Genomic DNA, 21242 nt, shown 5'->3' with positions numbered 1-21242 from the left:
CGCTGGGGCGACGGGGGAGGGGCCTTCTTGATGTCCGTGGCGAGCTGGACCTGCTCCTCGGCGGGCTCGCTTGGGTCCACGTAGAGGAAGCGCGTGCCGCCGACCTCCAGCTCGTCGTTGTCCTTGAGGGCCCTGCGGTTCACCCGCTTCTTGTTGACCTTGATGCCGTTGCGGCTGCCCAGGTCCTCGACGTGGGTACCGGACCAGTCGCGGCGAATCTTGGCGTGCTTGCGGGAGGTGAGGTCGTCCTTGAGGACGATGTCCGCCTCCTTCTCGTCACGGCCGATGACGAGCTCCTTCGCGTCGGCGATTTCGATGCGCTCGCCTTCGCGCGGGCCGTTCATGATGCGCAGGTAGCGCTCCTCGGCGCTGGACAGCCCCCGCATCACGTCCTTCAGGTTGCCCCGGGCGATGAAGGACGTCTTCTCCGAGTTGACGTCGCCGTTGAGCTCCGTGACGCGATCAAACTTCACGTCGTACTGGGCGATGGCGATGACATCGCCGTTGCGCAAGAGGCGCTTCTCGCCCTTGGGCAGGGGCTTGCCGTTGATCTGCGTGCCGTAGGCGCTGCCCAGGTCCTCGAGGAAGAAGAGGTTGCCCTCCTGGACGATGCGCGCGTGGTTGCGCGACACCGCCTGCTGGGCGAGCACCACCTGGCAGGACTTGTCCCGTCCCAGGGTGATGACCGAGTCGCCGAGGACGAGCTCAGTGCCCTGGGCTCCGGCCTCGCTGCGCTGCGTGACGGTGAGACGGACGCTCATCGAGGGGGTGGTGGTGCGTGCGGGAAACGGCGGGGCATCAGAACGTCGCGTTGCTCAGGTACTTCTCGCACGCCTGATACTCGGTGGGGAACTCTTCCGACGTCGCGTACTTCAGGAAGTTCTTGCAGGCGATTTCCGCGTGCTCGTGCTTGTTGGCGTCCTGGAAGAGCTCGAAGAGCCCGTAGTGGCAGGGGGCGAACTTCGACTCCAGCTTCACGCACTTCTTGTAAGTGGTCTCCTCCTCGGCCAACAGCCCCTTCTCCCGGAACTGGCGGGCCAGCATGAACAGGGCAGGGGCGGAGTTCTCCGCCTGCTGCGTGTCCTTGACCTCCTTGAAGGCCGCGTCCGTGAGCGCCGCCTTGCGCTGGGCCAGCGCGAGGTTGTTGGTGCAGTTGGTCGCCTTGGGATTGAGCTGGGCGCAGTTGGAGAAGGCCTCGCGCGCATCCGCGTAGCGGCTCAGCTCCATCAGCGTGTTGCCGTAGTCATGCCACGCGTCGGGGTTGTTCGGGTCCAACGCCACCGACTGCGCCATGGCCTCCGCCGCATCCTCGAACTGGTCCTCCCCGAAGGCGATGATGCCCAGCGTGTGGTGGGCCGCCGCCAGGTTGGGGTTCACGGCGAGCAGGGTGCGCAGCTCCTTCTTGGCCTCCGTGAACTTGCGCATCTTCATCAGCGTGTACGCCAGGTTGTAGCGCGTTTCCAGGTTATCCGGGTTGACCTTCAAGGCGCGGCGGAAGTTGTCGTGCGCCTTTCCGTGGGCGCCTTCCTCGTTATAGATGACGCCCAGGCTCTGGTAGGCCTGGAGGTGCTCCTGGTTGTAGCGGAGCGCCTTGATGAAGTGCTTCTTGGCCTCGTCGTTGTTGCCGTTGGCCAAGGCGATGAGACCCTTGTTGACCCACAGGTCGGCGTACTGGGGGGAGAACTCCAGGCCCAGGTCGCAGTACACGTCCGCGCGGACCAGGTCGCCGTTGTGCAGTTCCTGGGTGCACAGCTCGTTGTTGATGAGGGCGCGCTCATGGGGCGGCGGCGTGGTGAGGCAGCCGGCGAGCGGGAGCGTGAGGACCAGGGAAAGCGCGGAGGCGAGGCGGGCAAGACGCATGGCCGGCCGAGTGTAGGAGAGCGCCCCCTCCCGTGCAACGCCCCGGCGGGGCTGAATCCGGGCTGATTTCCGGGGGTTGCACCGGTTAGAGTGGACGCCCATGCGTACCTTGCTCTGCACTCTCACCTTCACCCTGGCCCTGCTTGGGGCCGCCCCGGCTCACGCCCAGTTCGCCAATCGCAGTCTCGGGTTGTCGCTGGGGTACATGGATTTCAACCGCACCAACGGGTTGGATGACGCGTTCTTCGTGGGCATCGACGCCAGCCTCTACATCGAGAACGGCTTCGAGGTGGTGTCCCTGTCGAAGATCGCCTTCCCGCGCGACTCGACGGACCCCAACAACAAGCGCGTGGTGGGCCTGGCCCCGTCGCTGGGCCTGCGCTACCTCCTGCTGGAGGAGAGCATCCGCCCCTACGTCGGCTCCGACATCAGCTACCTCGTGGTCTTCAAGGAGAGCACGAGCAACTTCGTGGGCATCGGTCCCAACGTGGGCGTGGACTTCTTCACGTCCGACTCGGTGAGCGTGGGGTTGCGGGCGCAGTACAACTTCTACATCGCCCTCAACGAGAAGACGCAGACGTCGCTGACTCTGTCCGCGGGCATCTCCGCGTACTTCTAGCGACTCACCCCAGGGCCCGGGCGCGCGGGGGTTGGGCGCCGCGCGGGGCCTTGGAGGGAAGCAGGGCGGCGGCCACCAGCAAGGTCCACTTCTCGTCGGAGAGGTGGTCTGGCTTCTCCATGGCCAGCGCGTCCTGCAGCCGGGCGCCCAGCGCGGCGAACAGGCGCAGCCGGGCCTCCATCCGGAGCTCCTCGCGGCGCAGGGCGGCGGTGAGCACCAGCTCCCGCTCCTCCGTGGACAGCCGCTTCACGCGAGAGACGAAGAGGGGGTCCGCCAGCAGGCCCTCCTCGCCGGAGGCGTTGATGGCGGAGGGCACCTTCAGTCGCCGCTCGCGCACGACGATGGTGCCGGCCAGCATGTCCCCCAGCCGCTGCTGCGAGCCGGACACGAGCGCGGCCACCCCACCCACGAGGTAGAAGAAGGGGAGCCGGTCCACCGGACGCGCCAGGTTGCGAAGGGCCGCGTGGTAGAAGCCGATGCGCACGCCGCTCTCCTGGATGACTCGCAGGGAGAGAGCGCGCTTGCCCACCGTCTGACCGCTCCAGGCCGTCTCCAGGGTGATGCCGTAGCCCCAGTCCACCAGGAAGTAGACGACGATGCCCAGCGCGCTGGCCACGCCGGGAAACGCCGACATGCTCAAGCCCAGCCCCATCATCACCGCCAGGCTGACGGTGAGGACGATGACCGCGTCGAGCAGCCACGCCAGGAAGCGTGAATACAGCCCCGCGAGAGTGAAGCGGAACTCCACGTACTCAGGTGTGAGCACCGTGTGGGTGCCGTCCAGCAGGGTGTCTGTGGCCATCGTCACCGGCGCAGTGTAGCCGCGTCCCCGCACCGGCGGGGGTCCTCCGAGGTTGCTCCGGGTATGTCCCGCTGACACCTCCCGCTTCATGCCAGCCCGAACACCAGGCAGGAGGGCGCCAAGGGGGGCGCAGGCGGGCGGCCGACTGTGTTATTCATGGCTGTCGGGGTGGTGGGGTAGCCTCCCCGCCCCTCGCGAATCCGTGGCCCCCTCCGACACATCCTCTTGGAACCGCCGATTGTGGCCGGCGGCTGCCTTCCAGTTCGCGCTCATCGCCGGGGTGACGCAGCTGAAGACGGCGGCCAACGCGCTGGTCCTGTCGCGCTTCGAGTCGCAGGCGTTGCCCTACCTGTACCTGCTGGGGGCCCTCATCACCGCCGCGCTGACGGTGCTGCCGCGCTTCAAGCCGAACTCGCCGTTGGACTCGCCGGGCGTGCTGACGGGGCTGGGTGGGGTGATTGCGCTGGGGCTGGCCGCGGCGCTGTCCGCGGGGCAGCGCACCCCGGCGCTGGCGCTGTACCTGTTCGCGGACACCTTCTCCACGTTCGTGTCCTTCCGGTTCTGGTCGCGGATGGCGTCGGCCTTCGATGCGCGGGAGGCCCGGCGGGCCTTCACGGCGCTCAATGGCTTCGCCATGGGCGGCGGCATCGTCGGCGGCCTGCTGGTGCAAGGCCTGGCGGAGCCGCTGGGCACACCCGCCATCGTGGTGAGCGGCGCGCTGGGCCTGCTGGCCGCGGGCGCCATCTTCCACCACCTGTATCGTGGCGTGCCTCCGCCTCCTCCGCGTGGCCGTCCGGCCCCTACGTCGTTCATGGCGTTCAGCTACCTGGCGGAGAGCCCGTACGCGCAGGTGCTCGCGGCGCTGGGCATCTCCTTCGCGGTGCTGTCGTCCTTCGTGGACTACCTCTTCCGCCTGCGCCTGGAGGGCACGCTGAGCGAGGACGCGCTGACCGCGCTCTTCGGCTCCCTGCAGCTGTGGATTGGCATGTTCTGCGTGGCCTTCCAACTGCTCCTCACGCAGCCGCTGCTGCGACGGCTGGGGCTCCTGCGCTACGTGGCACTGGTGCCGTTGGTGCTCGCGCCGCTGGCCGGGGCGACGCTCCTCACGCCCAGCCTGGCGCCCGTGCATCTGCTGCGCCTGGTGGAGACGGCCGTGAGCTACTCCATCCTCCCGGTGGGCATCCAGCTGCTGTACGCGGCGGTGCCGGATGATCAGCGCGAGGGCCTGCGTGTCGCGGTGGACGGCCTGCTCCGCAAGAGCGGCGTGGTGGTGGCCGGTCTGCTGCTCATCGGCGCGGGGCGCGCGGCCACGGGCGCGACGATGGCGTTGGCGGTGATGGGCATGTGCCTGGGGCTCGTGCTGCTGCTGGTACGACTCAGGCCGGCGTATGTGGCGGCCCTGGGCGAACAGGTGGGCGCGGCCGAGGACGAAGAAGTCGCGCTGGATGGCGAGGAGGAGCAGCGCCTGCTGGCGGAGGCCCTGTCCGCGCCCACGCCGGACCGCGTGCTGCGCGCGGTGGACCTGATGGCGCAGGCCGAAGTACCGCTGCGACAGCACCTGCCCGCGCTGCTGCGCCATCCGCACGAGCGAGTGCTCGAGCGGGGCGTGGCCCTGGCGCTGGAGCTGGATGCGCGGGAGCTGGCGCCGGTGCTGGAGCGACTGGTGGAGGAGGGGCCCCGACGCCCTCGGGACCAGGCCGTCTGGGCCCTGGCCCGCCTGTCTCCGGAGCGGGCAGAGCGGCTGTTGCCGGCGTTGCTCAACCACCCGGACGTGGGACTGCGGTGCGCGGCCATCGGCGCGCTGGTGAAGACGACGGGGAGTTCGGTGGCGCTGGCCTCGCTCCAGGAGTTGCTCGCGCGAGGCGAGGGCGCGCCCGTGGTGGAGCGTCGCGAGGTGGCGAAGCTGCTGGGGCGGCTCCAGGACACGCGCTTCACCGATGCGCTGGCGCGCTACCTCGATGATGGGGACAGCACGGTGCGCCGCGTGACGCTGGCCGCGGTGGGTGAGGGTGGCTATGTGGACCTGGCCCCTCGGCTGTTGCCGTTCCTCACCTGGCGCGAGGAGCGCAAGACGGCTCGTGAAGCCCTGGTCGCGCTGGGCGACGTGGTGACTCCGCTGGTCGAGGAGCACCTCAACAACAAGAAGGCGCCGCTGGCGATGCGGCTGCAACTGCCTCGCGTGCTGCGCGGCATCGGTACGCCGGCGGCGCTGGATGCGCTGCTGTTCTCCAACGTGCGCGACGATGCGTCACTGCACTTCCGCATCGGCGCGCAGCTGTCGCGGCTGCGGGATGAACACCCCGAGCACCCGGTGGACGTGGACCGCGTGCGCGAGGCCCTGGTCCGGCGACGCGACGTGTATCGGGCGCTGGTGGGGGCCTATCGCGACGTGCGCGCGGCGCTGGGTGACGGCTCGCTGCTCACCCGTGCGGTGGGCGACCGGTTGGACCAGGCGCTCGAACTCTCGTTCTTCCTGCTGGGGCTCCTGGATTCGTCGCATCGCATGCGCGGCATCCACTACAACCTGGTGGGACAGGATGCGCGTCGACGCGCGCTGGCGCTGGAGCTGCTGGACAACCTGCTCTCGGAAGAGGACCGCGAGTTGGTGATGGAGCAGGTGGAGGCGCACCATCGGGAGTTGCCGCCGGGGGCCTCGGGCCGGTTGTGGCGCAGGCTGGCGGCGTTGGTGCAGAGCGAGGATGTGGTGCTGCGCGCGTGCGCTCGCCATATCGCGCGGGTGAATGGGCTGGATGTGCTCCCGCAGGAGGGTGAGTTGAGCGACCGGATTGTCCAACGGATGTTCGCCCTGGAGGGCGTGAGCGTCTTCTCGCAGAGCGACGTGGACGACATCGCGGCCATCGCCGCGGTGGCTCGCGAGGGCGCCTTCCGCGCGGGTGAGCGCATCTACGCGCAGGGCGACCCGGGCGACGCGCTCTACGTCATCGTCGAGGGCGCCATCGACGCGTTCCACGACGGCGAGCATGTGCTGCGCTTCCAGGGCAAGCAGGCCTTCGGAGAGGTGAGCCTGCTGGACGGTGCGCCGCGTCCCACGGACATGGTGGCCGCGGTGGACACGCGCGTGCTCATCATTGACCGGCGAGACTTCCTGGACCTGCTCGCGGACCGGCCCGAACTGCTCACCGGCTTCTTCCGCGCGGTGAGCCTCCAGCTCCAGGCACTCATCGCGCTGCCCGACTCGCGCGAGACGGGCGAGCGACTGGAGATGACGGCGCCGCTGCCTCCCGTGGCTCCTCCGCTGCCCACGGGCCCTGCTCCCGACTCCCCCGAGCCGACCGAGAAGCGCACGCGCGGCGGCGACGCCTGAGCGTCGCCGCGGGGCTCAGCTCGAGCGGATGGTTTCCTCCAGCGGTCCGGGGACGCGGGGGCTCGAACCCGTGCCCTGTCCTTCACGGGCGCGTCTGGCGCTCTCCTCCCGGAGGATGTGCGCGGACGCCACGGGGATGAGGGGACGCACGAAGAACTTCAGCGGTGCGAACGAACCCACGAAGCGCACCACCGTCAGTCCCGCATAGGCCCACGGATGGCGCTCCACCGTGGCCACCGGCACGAAGACCTCCGTCGAGCGCCGGGTCCACATCGCGCCATAGCGTTGCAGCACATTCCACCGCAGCCCGGGCACGCGGGTGGTGAGGAAGGTCCACGCGCGCAGGAACCAGGGAGGCCGCTGGCCCGCCATCGGCTCCCAGGCCTGGGCGCTCTTGGCCGCGGTGAACACCATCAGCCACCACGCGCCCCACAACGAGGTGATGGTGGTGATCAGCGGACTGCTGAGCCCCAGGCAGAAGAAGGGCGAGACAACGAAGGCCGCCGCCGGCACGCCGACCGCGAACAGAATCATCGCCCTGACCCGGCGCCGCACCTTCTTGCGCATCCACTGCACGTTGAGGCGGATGTGCGGCGTGATGGCGTCGTCTTCAGGCTCCACGCGCGTCAGGAGGCTCGCCTCCCGGGAGATGACGTCGTGGTAGTCGCGCGACAACGCGATGATGACCCACTGGGCAAGCTGCATCGCCGCGAACAACGCTATCCAGAAGGGGATGCCGACCACGGAGAAGCCCTTGAACGTCGGCCCCGTGGAGCCCTTGTCTTCAGCTTCGGGATGAGGCTTGCGCGGCGACTTCCCGGGCTCGGACTTGACCTTGCCTGCCTTCGAGGAATCGCCCTCGGGCTTCTTGGGCCTGGGCTGCACGCTGGACGCATCCGAAGAAGCACTGGAGACGGCTTCGGCCACCAGGGCCATCACCGCGTCCGAGACCGCCGTGCCCGCATCCGGGTTGTTCGCGGCGGCCTCGATGTCGCGAAGCCGTCGCTCGATGTTCATCGCGAGGCGGGCTTCCGGGTCCTCTTCGTCCGCCGTGGCCCGCGACGGTTCCCGTGGGCTTTTGTCTTTGTCGGAAGTCGGAGCCGCGTCCGTGTTCTTGCCCTGGACGGTGGGTTCCCGTTGCCTGGCAGGCGCGGCCGAGACGTCGGCGGCAAGCTCCGAGGGCGTCTCGCCGTCCTTCGCGTCTCGTTCCGGAGGACCGGCATCGTTCGTGTCCACCTTCCCGGCCTGAACCTGGGGAACTTCGTCGGCGCCCGGCGCGAGGGCGACGGCATCCGGGTCGGCGGGGTCCTCGGCCTCGCCCGCTTCTTCGTCCTGGGCGTCTGAATCCAGCTCCGCCGCCGTGGCGCGAGCCGTGTCCGCCGGGGCCTCGCCGTTCCGACGCTGCTTGCGAAGCTCGCGGGCGGCCGCCCGTTCCGCCTTCCTCGCGTTCTGCTCGGCCACCACCGACGCGACCTTCTTGAGCGCCGACGACACCTCGGCGGCGACGGCTTCGTCCTGGGAATCCTCCACCGCATTGGCGGCCTTGTTCGCCGAGCCCATGCACGTCAGGGACAGCGCCAGGGCGACCACGGTCTGCATCAGCCCCACGCGCAGGTACTGACGGCGCGCCACCGGGTCTCCCAGCAGGGCCCGGGCAATATGAAACGGAAGGCTCAGTCCATGGATGAACTGTCTCAGCCGGCCCCGAGGAACGACCTCCGAGCCCTGTTCCTGGAAGTGCACGGCGCCTTTTTGCAGTTCTTCCCAGAAATGCTGGGCCAGCACGCGGCCAGTCTGGTTCTTTCCGCTCGCGGCGTCCTGCTGCTGCTCCCCTCGTGGTGAGGGTGGGCCCTTGGGGTCCTGTTCATCTGACACGCCAGTCACCGTATCACGTCCCGAGTTGTGCTAAACGGCGCGCTGTGAGCTCGAACCCCTGCTACCGCCCCCGTCCCTCCCGCCAGTCGCGCCTTTCCGGCGTGCTGGTTCTCGCGCTCGGCGCCCTGGCCGGCTGCGAGAAGAGCAGTCCTCCCCCTTCCGCCCCCGTCGCCGAGCAGCCTGCTCCCGCGCCGGCGAAGCCCGCGGTGCCCAGTGAGGTGACGTTGCTCGTCACCGGTGGCACCTTCGGCCAGCTTCAGCCGGTCGATGGCAAGGGTGGCGCCGCCGAGTTGCTTGGTCACTGGGTCAATGACGAGAAGCACTGTCCCGGCCCCATCAAGGATGGCCAGGCGACCTGCGCCGACTCCGGCACCCTGGCGCTCGCCACGGGCGACCACTGGAACGGGCCGGCCCTGTCGTCCTTCTTCCTGGGGGCCCCCACCGCCGAGGTCATGGGCCGCATGGGTTATGCCGCCTCCGCCATGGGCAACCATGAGCTGGCGTTCGGCAAGGACGTCTTCCTCAAGAACCGCGCCTCCGGCGGCTTCCCGTTCCTCGCCGCCAACCTCCGCGTGAAGGACCCGGCGCTCGCGGGCGACCTGTCCCTGCCCGCGTTCCAGGTGTTCGAGCGTCGGGGCCTGAAGGTTGGCGTCGTGGGTCTCGCCTCGGAGAAGACGGTGCGCACGGCGATGGCTGGCCGCGCCGAGGGCCTGGAAGTCACGGGCTACGAGGAGGCGCTCAACAGCGCCATCCCCGAGGCCCGCAAGGCCGGCGCCGACACGGTCGTCGTCGTGGCCGACACGTGCGTCACGGAGCTGCAGCCCATCGTGGCCAAGCACCCCGAATGGAAGCTGTCCGTCGTCGCCGGTGGCCGCTGCCCGCAGCAGGTCTACTCGAAGGAGAACGGCGTCATCTTCGCGTCGCTGGACCGTGGCTTCGCCAAGTACCTGCGCGCGCAGATTTCGTTCGACCCGGCCAAGCCCGCCGGCGAGAAGGTCACCAACATCGAGGGCAAGCTCGTCGACGTGGCCGGTGGCACGCCGGACGCGGAGACCGCGCAGCTGGTCGCCAAGTGGAAGGCGCAGCTCGACGAGGTGCTGGGCCAGCAGATTGGCTTCACCAAGACGGGCATCACCCAGGCCTCTCCGCAGATGGCGAAGTGGATTGGCGGCGCGGTGCGCGAGTCGCTCGGTACGGACGGGGCCATCCTCAACAAGGGCGGCATCCGTGGCGACCTGCCGGCCGGTCCGGTGACGCGTGGCAGCATCTACTCGGTGATGCCGTTCGAGAACTCGCTGCTCGTCGTGAAGCTCAAGGGCGAGGACCTGGCCAAGCAGCTGGCCAACCCCAACGCCCTGGTCTCCGGCTTCACTGCGGCGGGGAAGAACAAGTTCAAGGACGCCAAGGGCAAGGCCCTGGACCCGGCGAAGGAGTACTCCGTCGCCACGGTGGAGTACCTGTACTTCGGCGGTGACGGCTTCGAGTTCGAGAAGCTCGCCCCCGAGCCCACCGAGACGGGCATGGCCTGGCAGACGCCGGTGGTGGATTGGACCAAGCAGCTGGAGTCCAGCGAGAAGAAGCCGCTGGAGAAGCAGCTGAAGTAACCCGCGCTCACGCGTGAGGTTCTCGAGGCGCCGGTCGGGCCCCCTTCCAGGGCTCACCGGCGCTTCGTCGTTCCGGCGCTACTCGCCTCCGGACGGAGACGTCGACGCGGCGGGAGAGGCTCCACACACCGCCTCGTAGCGAGCCAGGGTGTCGTGCACCGTCTGGCGCAGCCGCTCCGGCGTGCCTTCGTAGAGCACCTCCACCGCGAGCTGCTGCGTGGCGAGCGCCTCCTGGCAGCGGCCCAACTGGAAGAGGATGGTGGAGTAGGTGTCGAGCACGCTGGCGTTACCGGGCGCCAGCGCGACGGCCCGCTGCGCCGCCCCCAGCCCCTTCTCCGGCTGCGCGGTGCGTGCGTAGTAGCGGGCCAGTCCGTTCTGAGTGCCCACGCTGTCGGGCACCAGCTCCGCGGCGCGCAGGCGGGCGGCTTCCTGCTCCTCGGTGGCGTAGCCCGCGGCATCCAGCGCCTGGGCGAGCGCGTCCCACGCGAGGCCGCTCTCCGGCCTGCGGCTCACCAGGTCCCGCGCGAAGCCGAGCTGCTGGTCCGGGTCCCCCATGGAGCGGATGCGCAGGAGCGCCACGGTGAGGTTGCCCGGGTCCTCCTTCAGCGCCTGCGCCATCTCCCATTCGGCCTTCTCCTGGCGCGCCTCGGCGGGCGCGGCGCCGGGTGTCAGGAGGATGAGGCGCGCGCGGACGGCGTGAACCTCCGCGGGGTCCAGGAGTCGGGTGTGGATGTCGCTCGACACGGGCAACAGCGGCGCGGTGATGCGCGGGTAGTGGACGTGTCGTCCGCCGTGGGCGTAGGCGTGGACCTGGCCCGCGATATCCTTCACACCCCGGAAGGACTCGTCCCAGGCGCTCCTCGGCTCCTCGCCGCGCATGAGGCGCTTCTGGAAGCGCTCGAAGCGCTCGGAGTGCTGGCTGATGAAGAAGTGAACCCAGAGCCACGCGGAGGCGTAGTACTGCCGCGACTCCGCGCTGCTCATCAGCCCCCGCCGGTCCCACTCCCACAGCTCGTCGAGTGTGCGCCAGCCGCTGCGCTTGACGTGGTCGAGGAACGGCGCGTGGAGCGCTCCGAGGATGACCTCCCGTCGCTCCGGCCTCAGGGTGATGGTCTCCAGGTAGGTCGCCAGCCCCTCGGACAGCCAGCGCGGCTGTCGCACCAGGGCGAACTGCGAGAGGTAGTGCGTCAGCTCGTGCGCCTGCGTGGAGATGTCCGCCGCGTCCTCGCTGAGCGCGTAGCTGTTTCCCGCCATCACCAGCAGCGGGCCCTCGGACGTGGTCGCGGAGAAGCCCTCGATGCCGACGTTGGTGAACTCCGACAGCTCCCGGCGGTTGCGCAGGACGATGACCTCCACCGTTCCCGGCGGGTCGAAGCTGCCGCCCCACGCCTGGAGCAATCCCTGCCGCAGCATCTCCAGCTCGCGCGCCGCGTCCTCGGCCGTGTCCGTGTCCAGGTCGGTGCGGATGCTGAAGTGGGGGCTGCGCACTTCCACCCAGGGACGGCCGCCCTCCAGGGGACACAGCGCTCGCATGGAGCTGCATCCCGATAAACAGGCCAAGAGCCATCCCAGGAACGCCAGCCGACACGTCATACCCCTGTTTTCCCACAACCGGCGCCCGTAGGGCAGGGTGGGCGTACGGCCCTCCTGGGCTAGACTGTCGTCATGGAGATGGCGGAGTTCATCGAGTCGCGTCGACCTCGGTGGGAGAAGCTCGAGAAGCTTTTGGACCAGTCCGAGGTCCGCGGCCTGCGCGGCCTGAGCCTCGATGACGCGCGAACGCTCGGAAAGCTGTACCGCGCCGTGTCGAGCGACCTGCTCTGGGTGAGGGCCCGCAGCGGCTCGGCCGACGTCAGCGCGTACCTGAATGACCTGGTGGGGCGGGCCTATGCGCTCACCTATCCGGGGCGCCGCCCCCGGTTGGCGGACGTCTGGGGTTTCGTGGCGCGAGGCTTTCCCGCGCTCCTGCGCCGCGAGTGGCGCATGTACGTGGCGGCGGTGCTGCTCTTCCTGGCCGGCGTGGGCTTCGGCTACCTGGGGATGATGGTGGACCCGGACGCGGCGCACTACCTGGTGCCCGCCGAGCACCTGGACATGGACCCCGTTCAGCGCGCCGCCAACGAGGCCGCGGGTGACGGAATGTCGGCGGGCCAGCAGGCGCACTTCTCCTCGTTCCTCTTCACCCACAACATCCAGGTGGCCTTCCTGTGCTTCGCGCTGGGCGTGACGCTGGGGCTGGGCACCGCGGTGATGTTGTTCGTCAACGGCCTGTTCCTGGGCGCGCTCGCGCACGTGTACGCGGCGAAGGGGATGGCCGGCTGGTTCTGGGCCTGGATTCTCCCCCACGGCATCCCTGAGATAACGGCCATCTGCATCGCGGGCGCGGCGGGCCTCGTCATCGCGCGCGGCCTGGTGGCCCCCAAGGGACTGCCACGAGGGCAGGCCCTGCGCGCCGAGGCCGTGACGGCGGTGAAGCTCCTGTTCGGGACGCTGGTGCTGTTCGTCCTCGCGGGCTTCATCGAAGGCACGGTGTCGCAGATTCATCCGCCCAAGCTGTCGGTGGCCTTCAAAGTCACGTTCGCGCTCGTGGTGGGCAGCGGCGTCTATTCGTACCTGCTGTCGGACTGGCTGCGAGGCTCGCGCTCGGACGACGCGCGGCTGGACGCTCCTCGGGCGTCCTGACGGGCTCCCCGACTCGCGGCGCGCGTCTGTCGCTCGACAGGGGAGGGCGAGGCTCCACGCGCCCTGTCCCCGCCCGTGCTACACGGGACTCGTGTCCGAGCCGCTGCTCCTGCCCCTGCTTCCGCGCGAACCCGAGGTCGTCATCGAGTGCCCGCGCTTCTCGTTCGTGAAGCGACGCGCGGACGGCTCGGTGGACTTCGTGGCGCCGCTGCCGTGTCCGTACAACTACGGCAGCATCCCCGGGCTGATGTCGGACGATGGAGACCCGCTCGACGCGGTGGTGCTGGGCGCTCGGTTGCCTCGAGGCCAGCGCGTGCGTGTGCCCGTGGTGGCGGTGCTGGGCTTCATCGATTCGGGGCGCGGCGACCCGAAGGTGATTTGCAGCCTGGGCGAGTTGAGCGACACGGAGCGGCTCGGCCTGGAGTCCTTCTTCCGCGTCTACGCCTTCTTCAAGCGCGGCCTGCACCTGGTGCGGGGCAACGTGACGGACACGCGCTTCACGGGGTGGCTGCCGGTGACGTCAGCGTCTTTCGCATCCTGAGCACGCGGTAGTTCAGCTCGCCCTGCCGCATCGGGCCGACCCACTCCTCGTCCTCGAAGCCCATGCGGCGCCAGAAGCGCAGCGCCGAGGTGTTCGGCTCGGAGACTCCGACGCGCAGCACGTGCATGCCCTCGGAGCGCAGCCAGTCCTCGTAGCCGTGGAGCAGCGCCGCGCCGAGCCCCAGCCCGCGCACGTGGGGCGCGAGCAACATCAGGCCCAGGTACGCCTCCCCGGGCTTTCGATAGCCCTGGAGTCCTTCGAGGACGCCCACCCACTGGCCCGAGGTGTCGCGCACCGCGATGAGATGGCCCGCCTCGGAGGGCACTCCAGGAGGGCGTTCGAGGGGAAGCTGCCGTCCCTCGTCCGGGCGCGCGGGGCGGCCGAAGCACAACTGGAAGAAGTCCTCGCAGCGCTCCAGGAGCGGCTGGAACCGCTCGGCTTCGGGGTCCTCGATTCGCTCGGCGGTGAAGGAGCCCTGGGCCTGGAAGAGGGGGCGCATGGTGCCAGCCGCTACAGCACGCCCCGGGCCTTGATGTCGAGGTATCGGTTGACGGCCGCGAGGCTCAAGTCATCCGGTTGAACATCCAGCATCTGCACGCCGCCCTGACTCACTCGCGCCTTGAGCACCTCGCGGTCCGCGAGCAGCTCCGAGGCGACCGCGTGCTGGAAGGATTCCTCCGGCCCGGGCGGTGGCGTGCGCAGGAGCTTCTGGAGCGCGGTGTCCTTCACCGACAGGCAAAGGGGCACATGGCGCCGCGCGAGCCGGTGCAGCGGGGCCACCATGGTGGAGGCCTGCTCCTCGTCGAGGAAGTCGGTGAAGACGCACAGCAGGCTGCGCCGGGTGAGGCGGACGTTCAGCTCCTTGAAGAGGGCCAGGTAGTCCACGTACGTGAGGCTGGGTGTCGTGGAGTACAGCGCATCAACCATCTTCCGGTACTGGCCACGTCCGGCCGCTGGGGGCAGGTAGGTCTTCACTCCGTCCGCGAAGACGGCCAGGCCCACCCGGTCTCCGTTGCGCACGGCGACGAAGGCCAGGAAGAGCGCGGCGTTCACCGCATGGTCCAGCTTGGTCAGGCCGTCCACCTGCGCCGCCATGGAGCGACCCGCGTCCACGCAGATGAGGATGGATTGTGAGCGCTCCGACTCCAGCACGCGCGTCACCGGCTTGCCCCGGCGGGCGGTGGCCTTCCAGTCCACGTCGCGCGCGCTGTCTCCCTGGGCATAGTCGCGCAGGCGAGCGAACTCGCTGCCCCGGCCATCCCGGCGCAGCTGCCGCAGGCCCAGGTTCACCAGGTCCAACGCGGCTCCGGACAGCAACAGCCGGTTGGCGCCACGCAGGTCCGGGTACACGGAGATGGCCTGCGCGGCGGGGAACACGCGCTCATGGGACACGAGGCCCAGCGGGCCCTGGACTCGCGCGTACACGTCTCCGAAGTCGAAGCGCCCGCGCTTCGCCGGCGTCACCCGGTACACCCAGCGCGTCTCACTGTCCGCTTGGAGTTCCAGCGGGGCTTCCTCGGGCGTGGCGGTGAAGGACTCCGGCACGCCGTCCTTGAGGCGCACGCGCACCGTGCGACCGCCTCGGTGCACCACGCGCAGCTCGACCTTGTTGGGCACGCCGACGTTGAGCCGCTGCGGCAGCACGCGCCGCACCTCCAGCTTCGCCGAGCGGGCGCTGAAGAAGTCCAGCAGGGCCAGCGCCAGGGCCAGCGCATCCAGGGCGACCACGGCGCCGCCCAGGCCGGGAAAGAAACCCGCGGCCATCATGGGCAGGGCCAGGAGCGCGAGCAGCCCCCAGAGGCGCCCGGTGGGAATCACCGGGGGACCTCCACGGCCTGCACCACCTCGCGCAGCACGTCCGACGGCGTGGCGCCATCCAGCTCCGCGTCCGGCGACAGCAGCAGGCGGTGCTTCAGCACGGGGCCGGCGAGGAAGCGCACGTCATCCGGCGTGACGAAGTTGCGTCCGCGCAGGGCCGCCAGGGCCTTGGCCGCGAGCAGCAGATGCACACCCGCGCGAGGACCCGCGCCCAGCCGGATGCGACCGGAGGCGCGCGTCGCCGACACCAGCTTGCGGATGTAGCTGAGCACCGGCGGCTCCACGTTGACCTCGTTGAGCGCGGCACGCGCGGCCAGCAGGCCCTCTTTCGTCACCGCGGCGCTCACGCCAGCGCGCGCCAGGTCTCCCGAGTCGAAGCCCCGGTGCACCGACGCCAGAATCGCGTCCTCTTCCTCCGGCGCGGGGTAGCCCACGTCGATCTTCAGGAGGAAGCGGTCCAGCTGCGCCTCGGGCAACGGGTACGTGCCCTCCGACTCCACCGGGTTCTGCGTGGCGAACACCGTGAAGAGGGGCGACAGCGGCAGGTTGCGGCCCTCCAGCGACACGCCGCGCTCCTGCATGGCCTCCAGCAGCGCGGACTGCGTCTTGGCCGGGGCGCGGTTGATTTCGTCCGTCAGCAGCAGGTCCGTGAAGATGGGACCGCGCACCAGCACGAAGCCCTGCGTCTTCAGGTCGAACACGCTGGTGCCCAGGATGTCCGCCGGCATCAGGTCCGGGGTGAACTGGATGCGCTTGAAGTCGGAGCTGATGCTTCGCGCCAGCGCCTTGGCCATCAGCGTCTTGGCCACGCCGGGCACACCCTCCAGCAGCACGTGGCCGCCAGCGATGAGGCCGCAGAGCATCAGCTCCAGCACCTCGTCCTGGCCCACGACGGCCTTGCGCACCTCGCGCAGCACGCCCTCGCGGATGGCGTGGGCGGCCTGCACGGCGGAGCCAGTGGGCACGAGGGTGGAGGCGGGGTCATTCGCGTTCATGGGGTTCCGGGAGTGCTGCGCCGGGCGGAGCCGGCGGAGTGAAGGCGTTGGCGCAGGCCCGCCGCACGGGCCGCGAGCTGCTGGAGGTCGGAGTCGTTGGCCGCGGTCTCGGCGCGGGCGGCCACGTCATTCAGGCCGCGCGCCAGGTCCTCGCGTCCGCGCTCCTTCAGCGCGTCCGAGACGGCGGTGTGCGCGGCGTGCGCGGGCAGCCCCGCATGCAGGGCCAGCTCCTGGGTGAGTCCACGCGAGACGAGCTTCGCGGCGAAGGCGTGGTGACGCCCCTCGCGATACAGCCGCGCCATGGCGAACAGGGCATCGGTGGCGCCCACGCGAGCGGACTCGGGAGGAGGACGCGGGGGGCCAAAGCGCTTGAGCGCCACGGACCACAGCGCCACGCCGACGAGCAGCTGGAGCACCGCGAACTGCAGCCCATAGCGCCGCGCGAAGTCCACCACCGAGCGCTCGTTGGTGAAGCCGTGATGGAACTCGTCGAACTCGTAGGGGCCCGGGCCCAGCGCGCGCAGGGAGGACAGCCAGAACTGCGCGTTGTCCGCGCGCGCCAGCGCCCCATTCATGGCCAGCTCCGGCGCGCCCACCACCAGCACCCGGCCCTGGCCGTGAGGCACCACCGCGGCCACCATGCGTCCCAGCCGCTCGTCCTCGAGCACGGGGACGGCGTTCTCCGGCAGCTCCAGATAGGCCTGCACCTTCACCTCCACCCGCTCCACGCCCAGCGTGTACGGGGAGGGGAAGGGCGGCACCAGCGTGCGCATGGGCAGCGTCGTGTCCGCCTTGGTGAGCTTCACCCCCAGGGCATCCAGCAGCGGGTTCTCCCGCGAACCCCAGGGGACGTAGACCACCGTGCCGCCCGCCACCACGCGCTCCAGGAGCTCCGTCACCTCGCGGTCGTCCAGGTGGCTGGCGCGAAAGGCATTGAAGCCGACGCGCGGCACGTACTCGTCGCCCAGGCCCGCATCGGGCTCGGCGGCGAGCTGCGTCTGCTCCAGGTCATCCTCGCGCGAGCCCTCCACCTCCACCGCCAGCAGCACCGGCGTCGAGGTGTCCGCGCCGGTGATGCGCAGGTCCGCCATGCGGCGGGTCACCGGCAGGCCGCTCTCCTCGGCCAGCAGGAACAGGGCGCGCGCGCCGTCTTCGTGCGCGCGATAGGTGGACAGGGTGTCGGCGAACTCGCCGCGCTTCGCGCCCTTCACGAGCAGCGAGCCGAGCACCGCGGTGAGCACCAGCCCGCCCACCACCAGCAAGGGGAAGCGGTCACGCACCGGCGGCCTCCAAGGTGGCGGGCGCGGCCAGCATGGGCGCGGTGAGCGAGCGGAACTCCTGGTAGCCCGACTGGCCCACCGGGGTGTTGCCGTACCAGGCGAAGTCGAAGCGCAGCGTCAGCTCACGGAAGCGGGGCTTCCACTCGGTGCGCCCCTTGAACTGGCTCAGGTAGTCCCAGTTCGACAGCGTCACGTCGTAGAGAATGGCGCCGTCGCGATGCAGCCGGGACAGCAGCGCCAGGTAGAGGCTGCGCACCGCCTCACGGTACTCCCCGCGCGCCGCCAGCTCGTCCGCCAACTGGGCCCAGCCCTCCGGCGGGCGCGACAGCGCGTGCGCCGGGTCTCCCGCGAGCGTCGTGGCATCCAGCGTGGAGACCTCCAGGCCCGCCTCCCGGTGGCTCGGACGGGATTTGCGCAGGGCCCGCATCAGCACCACGCCCAACACCACCACCGTGAGCCCCACCAGCATCACCACCAGGACATTGGCCACGGCGCCGCCGGTGACGGCGGGGGGCGCGACGTCCACCGGGGCGGGGGCCTCGTCGCGCTTGAAGAACTCCTTGAGCCACTCGCCCAGCTTGTCGATGAAGCGGCGCCACCAGCCCGGAGGCTCCGGGGGCGGCGTGGGCTCCTTGGTCTCTTCGTCTCGGGGCGGCGCCACGGCGAACTCCGGCCGCGCGAGGATGTCGCGTGCCCGCGCCGAGGCGACACGTGCGTCCGCCTTCTCCTGCGCCTCCACCGTCGACGTGGCCTGCGTCAGGCCCCGCTCCAGCGCGGCCAGGGCCGACTCGCAGTCCTCGTTGTCGTACGCCTGCCGCTCCACCGCGCGCACCAGCCGGTCCAGCTTGCCGCGCTCACCGGGGCCCAGGGCGCCCATGCGCTCGAAGCGAGGGTCGCTGGCGGTGTCCTCGCCCTCGCAGGCCTGTGCCACCTGGCCCAGCCGCCGCGCCGCATCGCGCCCGGAGGTGACGGGAGGACGCGGCGCCACTTCGTCCGCCCGGGCGGGGCTTCCGACGAGCAGTCCCAGTCCCAGCGCCACCGCGAGCACGGCCGCGCTGCGCGGGCCGAGCGGCTTGCCGGAGTCTCGCGTCGGGAGCTGCTGCGCGGCCGCCATCAGGTCGAGCCCCTCCTGCCTCACCCGGCCATCCACCAGCAGCAGCGTGGCGGTGGCGGCGCGCACCGGCTCGAAGAGGGCGAACGTCGTGGCCACGAGGAACAGGAGCCAGGGCGCGTTGTCCAGCGAGGCGAAGCGCTCCGCGAAGGTCAGGTCGATGCCCAGGAGCTTCCGGGCCAGCATCAGCAGGAAGTTGAACGCGATGTGCAGGTTGAAGAAGACCAGGACCTGCACGCTCATGAGGATGCGGACCATCGTCGCGGTGCCACGCGCCGGGCCCAACAGCCGCGAGCAGTGCCCATACAGCCCCAGCACGCTCCCCCGGCCCTGCATCACCGCCGCGTAGCCCACGCTCGCCGAGGAGAACACGACGTAGGCCACGCCCAGGCCGAACAACAGGGCCATGCCGTCGAAGACGAAGAGGTAGCCCACCGCGACGCAGAGCGAGGGCAGGCGCCCCAACGCGGCCTTCAGCGAGTCCCACGTCGAGGGCTCGCCCTGACCCTCCAGGAGCCGGGCCTGGATGTGGTGACACGCGGCGCCCTGGCACACGCCTCGGAGGAACCACGCCAGCGTGAGCGCCAGCGTGGGCAGCACCAGCGGGCGTCCCAGTCGCACCGCCTCCGCCAGGTACAGCATGGCGGCGACGACGGCCGCGCCGCCGGGCAGGGTGAGCGCCCAGACGCCCGTGCTCCGGGCGCACAGGCGCAGCGCCGCGTCCATCAGCGAGACGGCGTTGCGCGGGCGCAGCTCGAGCGCGGAGACGGCCATGGGCTAGCTCGCCACCACGGAGGCGACCAGATAGATGCCGCCCCAGACGAGGAAGAGCCCCACCAGCGCGAGCATCCCGTTGCCCACCGTCCACTCACGCCGCTCACCCGGGCCTTCCAGCGCCTTGAGGCGCCGGCCCAGACAGCTCGCGCAGCGGTTGATGCCCTCGAACTGCGTGGTGCATTCCCGGCAGATGACCCGCCGGCACTCCACGCAGATACCGAGGCCGGCGCGCTCCGGGTGGTAGTGGCAGCGGCCCGAGCCCTGAATCATGCCGCCACCTTACGCAAACCCGGGCCCGCCACACCACCCCCGCGCGCTGTCTCAGAGCTCGGCTTAGAGCTCGTCCAGGAACTCGTCGTTGTAGGTGTACCGCGACAGCCGCTTGACGAGCGCTTCCATGGCCTCCACCGGCTTCACCGCGTGGAGCATCTGCCGCAGCTTCTTCACCTTCTCGTACTCGCGCAGGGTGAAGAGCTTCTCCTCCTTGCGCGTGCCGGACTGGGCGATGTTCACCGCGGGGAAGACGCGCTTCTCCGCGAGCAGGCGGTCAAGCGTGACTTCCGAGTTACCGGTGCCCTTGAACTCCTCGAAGATGACCTCGTCCATGCGGCTGCCGGTGTCGATGAGCGCCGTGCCGATGATGGTCAGCGAGCCCGCCTCTTCCGTGGCGCGCGCGGCGCCGAAGATGCGCTTGGGGCGCTCCAGCGCGCGGCTGTCCACGCCGCCGGACATGGTGCGGCCGGAGTTGTCGATCTCCTTGTTGTAGGCGCGCGCCAGACGGGTGATGGAGTCCAGGAGGATGACCACGTCCTTGCCGTTCTCCACCAGCCGGCGGGCGCGCTCCAGCGCCAGCTCCGCCACCTTGAGGTGGTCGGCGGTGGGCCGGTCCGAGCTGGAGGCGACGACCTCCGCCTTGATGCTGCGGCGCATGTCCGTCACTTCCTCGGGCCGCTCGTCGATGAGCAGCACCATGACGTGCGCCTCCGGGTGATTGGAGATGACGGCCTGGGCGATGCGCTGGAGCATGATCGTCTTGCCCGTCTTCGGCGGGGCGACGATGAGCGCGCGCTGGCCCTTGCCGATGGGAGACACGAGGTCCAACACCCGCGTCACCATCTCCTTGTGGCCGCACTCCAGCTTGAGCCGCTCGGTGGGGTCCACCGACGTCAGGTCCGCGAAGTGCGGCAGCCGGGGCGCGCCTTCCAGCGGGCGGCCGTCCACCGTGTCGACCTTCTGGATGATGCCCTTGTGGCCGCGCATCTGCGCGAAGGCCGTCAGGTACTGGCCCTGTCGCAGGCGCAGCTTCTGCACCAGGTTCTTGGGCAGCTCCGGGTCGTCCGGCGCCGCCAGGAGGTTTCGCTTCACCTGCCGCAGGAAGGCGTTGGGGCCCTTGGCCTCCGTGTCCAGCACGCCCTCCACGGGCGCCAGGTTCGACTGCTGCGCCGCCTGGCCCTGCTGACCACCGCCGTGGTGCTGGCGCGAGTGCTGCTGGCCGCCACCGTGGCCGCCGCCCTGCGGCTGCTGCTGACCCTGCTGGGGCTGCTGCGGGCCCTGCTGCTGCTGGGCCTGACGCTGCTTGTGCTGCTCCAGCTCCTGCGGCGTCAGGAAGACCTGGACCTGCTGCCCGTCCGGGCCCGGCTGCATCCGGTACGCCTGGCCATCCGGCGTGAAGAGCACCTGCGCGCCACGACGACGACGGCGCCGACGACGGCGGCGTCCACCGGGCTGGCCGGGTTGTCCGCCGGGGCCACCACTGGCCGAGGCGCCACCGCCTTCGCCCTCGTCTCCACCCTCGTCGTCGCCTTCATCGCCGCCATCGTCGTCCGCTTCGGGGGGAGGGACAGGACGGGCGGCCGCGGGCGGCGGCGGGGTATCACGTGGATCGCGGTTATCGGAGTTTTCGCTCATGAGGTTTCCAGACCGTGTGCGCCCCACACGGGCCATCCCGAGGGG

General features: G+C 70.2%; 17 protein-coding genes. 5 read left to right on the top strand and 12 right to left on the bottom strand.

The window, feature by feature from the left end:
• Nucleotides 1-761 (bottom strand): FHA domain-containing protein (locus FJV41_RS35070; protein ID WP_141646956.1); only part of this gene is annotated, 761 nt, incomplete at its 3' end.
• 37 nt (nucleotides 762-798) lie between these two features.
• Nucleotides 799-1860: a tetratricopeptide repeat protein gene (locus FJV41_RS35065; protein WP_181791145.1), complete on the bottom strand. Its 1062-nt coding sequence runs from the start codon at nucleotides 1858-1860 to the stop codon at nucleotides 799-801.
• Nucleotides 1861-1960: 100 nt separating this feature from the next.
• Here FJV41_RS35065 and FJV41_RS35060 point away from each other — a divergent pair, with 100 nt between their 5' ends.
• A complete protein-coding gene (locus FJV41_RS35060) occupies nucleotides 1961-2479 on the top strand; it encodes an outer membrane beta-barrel protein (protein WP_141646955.1) in 519 nt (172 codons plus the stop codon).
• Nucleotides 2480-2483: 4 nt separating this feature from the next.
• On the opposite strand, the gene FJV41_RS35055 is transcribed toward FJV41_RS35060, so the two are convergent.
• Nucleotides 2484-3281: an RDD family protein gene (locus FJV41_RS35055; RefSeq protein WP_141646954.1), complete on the bottom strand. Its 798-nt coding sequence runs from the start codon at nucleotides 3279-3281 to the stop codon at nucleotides 2484-2486.
• 202 nt (nucleotides 3282-3483) lie between these two features.
• Between FJV41_RS35055 and FJV41_RS35050 the strand changes: the two genes are divergently transcribed.
• Nucleotides 3484-6606, top strand: a complete 3123-nt coding sequence (locus FJV41_RS35050) for a cyclic nucleotide-binding domain-containing protein (RefSeq protein WP_141646953.1) — start codon at nucleotides 3484-3486, stop codon at nucleotides 6604-6606.
• A 15-nt stretch (nucleotides 6607-6621) separates the two neighbouring features.
• Here FJV41_RS35050 and FJV41_RS35045 read toward each other — a convergent pair whose 3' ends face one another.
• Complete coding sequence (locus tag FJV41_RS35045; RefSeq protein ID WP_141646952.1) at nucleotides 6622-8481, bottom strand: hypothetical protein; 1860 nt, start codon at nucleotides 8479-8481, stop codon at nucleotides 6622-6624.
• Nucleotides 8482-8525: 44 nt separating this feature from the next.
• On the opposite strand from FJV41_RS35045, the gene FJV41_RS35040 reads away from it, so the two are divergent.
• Nucleotides 8526-10085: a bifunctional metallophosphatase/5'-nucleotidase gene (locus FJV41_RS35040; protein ID WP_141646951.1), complete on the top strand. Its 1560-nt coding sequence runs from the start codon at nucleotides 8526-8528 to the stop codon at nucleotides 10083-10085.
• Between the two features lie 78 nt (nucleotides 10086-10163).
• Here the strand turns inward: FJV41_RS35040 and FJV41_RS35035 are convergent, their stop codons facing one another.
• Nucleotides 10164-11618: a DUF1570 domain-containing protein gene (locus tag FJV41_RS35035; protein WP_246137612.1), complete on the bottom strand. Its 1455-nt coding sequence runs from the start codon at nucleotides 11616-11618 to the stop codon at nucleotides 10164-10166.
• Nucleotides 11619-11750: 132 nt separating this feature from the next.
• On the opposite strand from FJV41_RS35035, the gene FJV41_RS35030 reads away from it, so the two are divergent.
• Both FJV41_RS35030 and FJV41_RS35025 read left to right on the top strand, forming a co-directional pair.
• Entirely contained in the window at nucleotides 11751-12767 is a 1017-nt protein-coding gene (locus FJV41_RS35030; RefSeq protein WP_141646950.1) for a stage II sporulation protein M, read from the top strand.
• Between the two features lie 91 nt (nucleotides 12768-12858).
• Complete coding sequence (locus FJV41_RS35025) at nucleotides 12859-13308, top strand: inorganic diphosphatase (protein ID WP_141646949.1); 450 nt, start codon at nucleotides 12859-12861, stop codon at nucleotides 13306-13308.
• Here FJV41_RS35025 and FJV41_RS35020 read toward each other — a convergent pair.
• The 7 genes from FJV41_RS35020 to rho all read right to left on the bottom strand — a co-directional run bounded on the left by FJV41_RS35020 (nucleotide 13265) and on the right by rho (nucleotide 21197).
• Entirely contained in the window at nucleotides 13265-13807 is a 543-nt protein-coding gene (locus FJV41_RS35020; RefSeq protein WP_141646948.1) for a GNAT family N-acetyltransferase, read from the bottom strand. The genes FJV41_RS35025 and FJV41_RS35020 overlap by 44 nt on opposite strands.
• Before the next feature lie 11 nt (nucleotides 13808-13818).
• Nucleotides 13819-15126, bottom strand: coding sequence for a DUF58 domain-containing protein (locus FJV41_RS35015; protein WP_141646947.1), 1308 nt, complete (start codon nucleotides 15124-15126; stop codon nucleotides 13819-13821).
• Entirely contained in the window at nucleotides 15123-16121 is a 999-nt protein-coding gene (locus tag FJV41_RS35010; protein ID WP_141646946.1) for an AAA family ATPase, read from the bottom strand. The genes FJV41_RS35015 and FJV41_RS35010 overlap by 4 nt, the downstream gene beginning before the upstream one ends.
• Complete coding sequence (locus FJV41_RS35005; RefSeq protein WP_141646945.1) at nucleotides 16118-17401, bottom strand: DUF4350 domain-containing protein; 1284 nt, start codon at nucleotides 17399-17401, stop codon at nucleotides 16118-16120. Before FJV41_RS35005 ends, FJV41_RS35010 begins: the two co-directional genes overlap by 4 nt.
• Nucleotides 17394-19286 carry a DUF4129 domain-containing protein gene (locus FJV41_RS35000; RefSeq protein ID WP_141646944.1) on the bottom strand — a complete coding sequence of 631 codons (1893 nt, stop codon included), beginning with the start codon at nucleotides 19284-19286 and terminating at the stop codon, nucleotides 17394-17396. The genes FJV41_RS35005 and FJV41_RS35000 overlap by 8 nt, the downstream gene beginning before the upstream one ends.
• A gap of 3 nt (nucleotides 19287-19289) precedes the next feature.
• Nucleotides 19290-19559, bottom strand: a complete 270-nt coding sequence (locus FJV41_RS34995; protein ID WP_141646943.1) for a hypothetical protein — start codon at nucleotides 19557-19559, stop codon at nucleotides 19290-19292.
• A gap of 63 nt (nucleotides 19560-19622) precedes the next feature.
• A complete protein-coding gene (gene rho, locus FJV41_RS34990; protein ID WP_141646942.1) occupies nucleotides 19623-21197 on the bottom strand; it encodes a transcription termination factor Rho in 1575 nt (524 codons plus the stop codon).
• Between the last annotated feature and the right edge of the window lie 45 nt (nucleotides 21198-21242).

It is taken from the genome of Myxococcus llanfairpwllgwyngyllgogerychwyrndrobwllllantysiliogogogochensis (genome assembly GCF_006636215.1).
GTDB classification, from domain to species: Bacteria; Myxococcota; Myxococcia; order Myxococcales; family Myxococcaceae; genus Myxococcus; species Myxococcus llanfairpwllgwyngyllgogerychwyrndrobwllllantysiliogogogochensis.
This window is presented reverse-complemented; position numbering and strand designations above follow the sequence as displayed.